The organism is Nostoc sp. CALU 1950 (genome assembly GCF_051172895.1).
Classification (GTDB): Bacteria; Cyanobacteriota; Cyanobacteriia; order Cyanobacteriales; family Nostocaceae; genus Nostoc; species Nostoc edaphicum_A.
The window spans coordinates 65,981-71,980 of record NZ_JBDNJQ010000017.1 but is presented as its reverse complement, the minus strand read 5'-3'; the positions used below and the strand labels follow the sequence as shown (position 1 = coordinate 71,980).

Genomic DNA, 6,000 nt, shown 5'->3' with positions numbered 1-6,000 from the left:
AAGCATGAACCCTGTGATTCCAATTCTAGAAATTCAGAGCAAACGCGGGCAGATCCGCGCCTCCTATTCTTCTAGAATGACTGGTATTTTCTTTTCTTGCAAGTCCCTTACCAGAAAGGTTAACATTGATGGTCAAAGATTTGATGGCAGGAAATTGTAGTTGCCACTGTCGCAATTGCTGACAAGACTCAGTTAGTACCCAGTGACCAATTGGGATAATTAGTCCAGTTTCTTCTGCTATAGGAATAAATTCGGCTGGAGAAATGAGTCCACGTTCTGGATGTTGCCAGCGAACGAGCGCTTCAAATCCTGTAATTGTTCCAGTTTTCATACAAATAATTGGCTGGTAGTAAAGGCACAACTCCTGTCGTTCAATTGCCCAGCGCAAGTCAGTTTCTAACTGCAACAGCGTTACTGCCCGATGATACATAGTAGTATCAAATACTATATGCCCAGCTTGACTCTGCTCTTTAGCACGGTAAAGGGCAGTATCGGCATCTCGAAGTAAATCCGCAGGTTGAGTGTATTTGTTTGTACCTAAAGCAATACCAATGCTAGCAGTCATAAATACTTCATATCCGCACAAGTTGAAGGGCGACTTTAATGCCTGATGTATATGTTCTGCAATGCATGTAGCATCTTCAATAGTTTGAATATGGGAAAGTAAAATGGTAAACTCGTCTCCACCTAAGCGAGCAACAGTATCGCCAGGCTGGAGGCACTGTTGTAAACGTTGAGCAAGTGTTACCAATAGTTGGTCGCCAACTAAGTGTCCTAAGCTATCGTTAACGACTTTGAAACGGTCTAGGTCAAGGAATAGGACAGCAAATAAATTATCTGGATTACTTTTTATCTCTGTAATGGCTTGTTCTAGCTTGTCTATAAATAAAATCCGATTCGGCAGTCCAGTCAGAGCATCATAAAAAGCATTGTGAACTAACTTTTCTTCAAGAAGTTTGCGTTCAGTGATATCTGTTGCAATTCCATCAATACGAATCGGCTGACCAAAAGCGTCATAAATTAAATGGCTTCGGTTCAACAGCCAGCGTACCTGCCCATCAGGTCTGACAATTCGGTATTCTAGTTCTTGCTTGTCAGTTAAGAATAATGGTTGAATGGCAGCATAAACTAGTTGCTGATCTTCTGGGTGAATAACTTCAAACCAAAGATTAGAGTTCTCAAAAAATTCTGATACAGAATAACCATAAACTTTCAGGGCAGAGGGGTTGAGATAAAGAGTTTCAAAAGTATCAGCAGAAATTGACCAAATCACATCTTCAAGAGAACATAAAATTCCATCCAAACGTTGTTTGCTTTCTTGTAATTCAGCTTCTGCTCGTTTCCGGTCAGTGATGTTAGTAACCATCCCCAAGACTCCAGCATAATTTCCCTGGTCGTCCAATAACGGGGCACAAGAAATAATTACCCAGAGGTCTGAACCATCCTGACAGCGAAATTTGAAATCATGGGCTTCGTGAACCCCTTGATGACGACGTAAAAGGTAAGCATTGGCAATCTCCAGCCCTTCTGAATCCATAAAAGAAAACAACGTTGCACCCATCATTTCTTCAATGGTGTAACCCAACATTGTTGCCATCTGTTGGTTGACAAAAGTAGTACGATTGTCTCTATCGAGTATCCAAATTCCTTCAGTTGCTGTTTCTACAATGCAGCGATACTGTTCTTCTTGCTTTCGTAATGCTTCAAGAGCTTCTAGATGATGAGTAATATCAGTTTGAATACCAATAAAATTAGTCAGATAACCAGAATTGTCAAACACCGGAGCTAAATATAGTTCATGCCAAAACGGTACATTATCCTTACGGTAATTCCGTAAAATGACATGACATTCTCTTCGTTCTTGAATAGCATTACGCAATTCCTGAAGGGCTAATTGTTCTGGATCGTTTCCTTGCAAAAAGCGGCAGTTTCGTCCAATTACTTCACTGGCACAGTAGCCTGTGATCGACTCAAAGGCTGGATTAACATAAATGATCGGATTATCTGGTTGATTGGGATCTGTCAAAATAATCCCATTACTACTAGCAGCAATCGCACGTTCCATCAGATGTAAATCTACTTGTGGCTCTTCTAATCTGGAGACAGTTTCAGCTGTGTGGATGCTCAGATTGTCGTCTGTAGTGCTTACAATAGAAGAGTTAACATCTACCAAATTTGGTTGGCTGTGCGTGAAGTCAATGACATCTTTGAGTGGTTCTACAGTATTTGTTAATAATAAATTCTCCTGCTGGGTTTTTAAATGCTCCGTATTATTCGTAAATATGAATAGTGCCGCCAGTTTGTCTTCGTAATTAACAACCTTAGCTGAAATTTTTGCCTTAAAAGTATCACCGTTGTTTTTTTTGACTTCTACGGCATAACTATTGATGAGGTTGCTACTTTTAAGCTTGTTAAGTAATTGAGTCCATAAAGCAGGCTGGGCATAAAACTCAGGGATAATCTTGTCGAATCTTTGGCTTGAATCAATTCCAAAAAAAGGCGCTAGTAATCCGTTTTTAAAAAGAATCTGTTCGCTTTTCAAACATACAATTCCAATCGGAAACGGGCTAAGTTCCGTTAACGAATAAAATATCTGCTCCCAGTCTATTTTTAGCGGATTATCTGAAGCTTTCACCTCTGGCAACGAATCTTTACTCGTATACCTACACCCCCTTATGTATTCTTCATTTAATAAAATCGGCTTTTTAGTAGGATTATTTGGCGTATACTGATTCTCGTACACATTCAAGTCAATAATTTTTTTCAAGTTTGATAAATTACCAAATAGATTCAACCCTATATTTGAGCTTTCTAAAAAGCTATAACACAGAAATTATATAACTCTATAAAATAGAAAAAAACAGATGATCTTATTTTTACTATTGAATATAAAAGTTGGGTAGTTTTTCTAAAAATCTAATAATTTATCAAAAGATAAATTATTAGCATTTATTATAGCTACTTAAACACTAAATAGTTTTTGAGGTCAAAATATTCAGAAATTGAGACTTTTAAGCATTGGTTATAAAGTTTTTTTAACTATTTTTAATTTACCCCTTTAGATAGATGAAGTTACATTTTTTACAGAATCTTTACCTAAACATAATATTTCTTAATTTTACTAAGGGTTTCTAGTAGTCTGCCAAGTCAACAATGCAAAGGTGGTTAGCTCCAAGGGCAGAGCAGCAGAGGGGAGAGAACTTCGTATTTGAACTCTCCTCTGCACCCCTGCTCAAGAGCCTGCCTCCACCTAACATTTTTAGGTTGGCAGACTACTAGCTAAGGCTGATACAACTTTTTAGCTTTGTTGCCTGATAGCAAACACTCTTTCGGGTTTGGGATGTCAGCAGACTTGTCACTGCTGATAATTGCATCCTATTGGGTATTCGTAAACAAACACTATAAATGAATGGCACGCTTGATTCATGTGAAACCTCCTTGCTGGCATGGCGTTGGGGGTAGCGTGTTGGGTGTAGTGGTTCAGGCAATTTAATCCCAGTACGTGAGTTCAACATTTTCTTAATTACCCACACCCAATCCTGCAACCCCACACCTTTTTATCCAGGAATACCAGGGGTTTACACTTTTGGGTGTGCCATGAAGACATCGTTCTTATCTTCAGGCAATAAATCATCCTGCTATGTCTTTGCCACTCTTGTAAGTCATAGCTCTAGGTTTTCTTTTCTTGAGAGGGGTTAGTTTCGATTGCTTGGGTGCTTGTGGTGGACGGCATGTTTCACAGTAGAGCGGTCGCACACCAAAGGTTTCTCGTTGTGTGGGTTGTTCACACTGCTTACACACAAAGTTGAAAACGCGAGTATGAATTTCCCGCTTGTGCGCTCTGACGGTGTACTCTCGGACTTCAATAGTTTTGCTGGGCATCGGTTCTTTCTTTGGTGTTCTATTTATAAGGATAGTTTCTAGATAGCAATATATTCATACACCATTTGATTCAAACAGGGGCAATCTGATGGTTTTTGGCCGGGGATTAAGCAGAGGCGATGCCGCTGGAAAGTGCGAATATGCGATCGCACCACACTCCTGAGTGCCGCAATTGGAGGCATCTAAAAAGGCAGTGGCGACTTGTTTGCAGTCTTTGGAGTAGCGGATTTTGCTCATATAAATGAAACACTTAATTAAGAAGATAGTCTTTAATCTTGTTTTGATGAGAGCGCAAAATTTTTAAAGCAAGATGTTCAGTTTTACGAATTGTTTCTCGACTAAGATTTAGGCGTTTTGCAACTTGACTCAAAGTTAATTCTTGATTATCTTCTAATCCAAAACGTAGAGTCAATACTTCTCGTTGCCTTGGCTTAAGCAATGCCAGCAACTCGCTCAAGTCCTGGTGTAAAAGCTCAAGAGTAATTTGCTCATCTAGAGAAATGCTATCCATCGGTAAAATATCGACTAGTTCACTTTCACCCTCATCTCCCACTCTCATTTCTAATGAAACTGGAGACTTGGAAACCTGAAGGTAATCTCTTATTTGGCTTGGCAATAGATTCAACGATTCGGCAATTTCTGCTACAACCGGAGGACGACCCAAAGATTGAGACAGTTGCTGCTGTACTCTCCTGATTTTGTTTAACTTTTCGTTGATATGAATTGGTAAACGAATAGTACGAGACTTATCTGCTACAGCACGTGTTATTGACTGGGTAATCCACCAATAAGTATAGGTTGATAGTTTATAGCCTTTGTTAGGGTCAAATTTCTCGACCCCACGCTGTAGTCCCAGTGCCCCTTCTTGGAGCAAATCGAGAAAATCTAAATTGTGATTCTGGTACTTTTTAGCGATCGCCACCACCAGCCGTAGGTTAGCAGTCACCATTTTCTGCTTTGCTCGTTCCCCTTGATGAAGAACTGACTCCACCTCAGCTTCGCTTTGCCCAAGCGAGGCGGCTAATTCTCTTGCAGTTGGTTGTCTATTTAGTTGAAGTGCAAGGCTTGAGCGCTGTTCTTCAATAGCCATCATCTGCTGCACAAGCCTAGCATTTGTAATTTCTTGCTCAGGAGTTAGCAGAGGGTAGCGTCCGATTTCTTTGAGGTAGGAGCGAACTAAGTCGGTAGTTGGATTGGGCATACGAATACTTTTTTTCGTTTGAGTAAAATGTTTGATTTCAGGAATTAGCTAATAAATCAAATCTTAATTATAGACTTAGACTAATACTCATATTTGTCAAATATATTTATAAATATAATACTTTAATCTTCAAATAGGTAGATACTAAAATATGCTTTATTTTGTAACTAAGTTTTAAGATAATAAAAAATTTGGTTGGATTAAATAAAAAATACGCTACGCTAATTTTAGAGTGAAGTCCTCTCTTGAAGAGAGGATATGTTCAAATTCGCTTCACATTTGGACAAGGCTCCAAGACGCTTTGCGTAAATTAATTGAAAATTACAAATACTTAGTTGAGAAATAATCATGGATATGCAATCTCTGCTCACTTTGACAATCGTAGTCATCTTTTGGGCATTCGTTACTCTCGTCATATTCCAGTTCATTAATGGACTATTTGTATCGGCTGCTTATGCTAGTAATGTGGTTTCGGTTAGTAATCTAAATATAGCGGCTTCTACAATCCCATCAGTATCACAAGTAATCACACCACAAGTGATGACTTTTGAAAAATTGCCAGATCCTTGGGCGTTAGATGATGAAGTTGTTCATCGCACAAGTAATGAAGCAGTTATTCTCTCATTCCCTACATTGAGATTACTGCCTCCAGTTAAAGAAATTCCACTACAACCAAAACGTACTACTCGTTCAAATAAAGCTAACAATACTGCCAACAAGTCACCGAAAACTAAAAAGGCTGATGTCAATTCTTCAGGCAAGCGCAAGCCAGGTAGACCGCGTAAAGCTGGCTAATTTGCTTTTTAAGCCTCGGCTGATCACTGAAGAATAAATGTCTGAAAGTTTAAAAGCTCAAATGAGGCAATTACTTGCCTCATTTATTAATAAGAGAAAGGCTTCGCCATAGCAAAAGTGAA

Annotated in this window: 5 protein-coding genes; 1 reads left to right on the top strand and 4 read right to left on the bottom strand. The window is 39.1% G+C overall.

Features of this window, described 5'->3' with window-relative positions:
- Positions 1-25: 25 nt before the first annotated feature.
- From ABF638_RS07750 to ABF638_RS07735, 4 genes are all read right to left on the bottom strand, one after another.
- The gene (locus ABF638_RS07750) at positions 26-2,542 is read right to left on the bottom strand and encodes a sensor domain-containing protein (RefSeq protein WP_435021675.1); all 2,517 of its coding nucleotides are present in this window, start codon (positions 2,540-2,542) and stop codon (positions 26-28) included.
- 1,088 nt (positions 2,543-3,630) lie between these two features.
- The gene (locus ABF638_RS07745) at positions 3,631-3,882 is read right to left on the bottom strand and encodes a hypothetical protein (RefSeq protein ID WP_435021673.1); all 252 of its coding nucleotides are present in this window, start codon (positions 3,880-3,882) and stop codon (positions 3,631-3,633) included.
- Positions 3,883-3,936: 54 nt separating this feature from the next.
- On the bottom strand, positions 3,937-4,119 hold the full coding sequence (locus tag ABF638_RS07740) for a hypothetical protein (RefSeq protein ID WP_435021671.1): 183 nt from the start codon (positions 4,117-4,119) through the stop codon (positions 3,937-3,939).
- Positions 4,120-4,132: 13 nt separating this feature from the next.
- Positions 4,133-5,083, bottom strand: a complete 951-nt coding sequence (locus ABF638_RS07735; RefSeq protein ID WP_435021669.1) for an RpoD/SigA family RNA polymerase sigma factor — start codon at positions 5,081-5,083, stop codon at positions 4,133-4,135.
- A gap of 348 nt (positions 5,084-5,431) precedes the next feature.
- Between ABF638_RS07735 and ABF638_RS07730 the strand changes: the two genes are divergently transcribed.
- Positions 5,432-5,878 (top strand): hypothetical protein, encoded by a 447-nt coding sequence (locus ABF638_RS07730; protein WP_435021667.1) that lies wholly within the window; start codon positions 5,432-5,434, stop codon positions 5,876-5,878.
- Positions 5,879-6,000: the final 122 nt, after the last annotated feature.

Bases quoted from the DNA above. Each gene is read 5' to 3' on its own strand.
- ABF638_RS07730 (WP_435021667.1), top strand. From the start codon at position 5,432: ATGGATATGCAATCTCTGCTCACTTTGACAATCGTAGTCATCTTTTGG.
- ABF638_RS07735 (WP_435021669.1), bottom strand. From the start codon at position 5,083: ATGCCCAATCCAACTACCGACTTAGTTCGCTCCTACCTCAAAGAAATC.
- ABF638_RS07745 (WP_435021673.1), bottom strand. From the start codon at position 3,882: ATGCCCAGCAAAACTATTGAAGTCCGAGAGTACACCGTCAGAGCGCAC.
- ABF638_RS07740 (WP_435021671.1), bottom strand. From the start codon at position 4,119: ATGAGCAAAATCCGCTACTCCAAAGACTGCAAACAAGTCGCCACTGCC.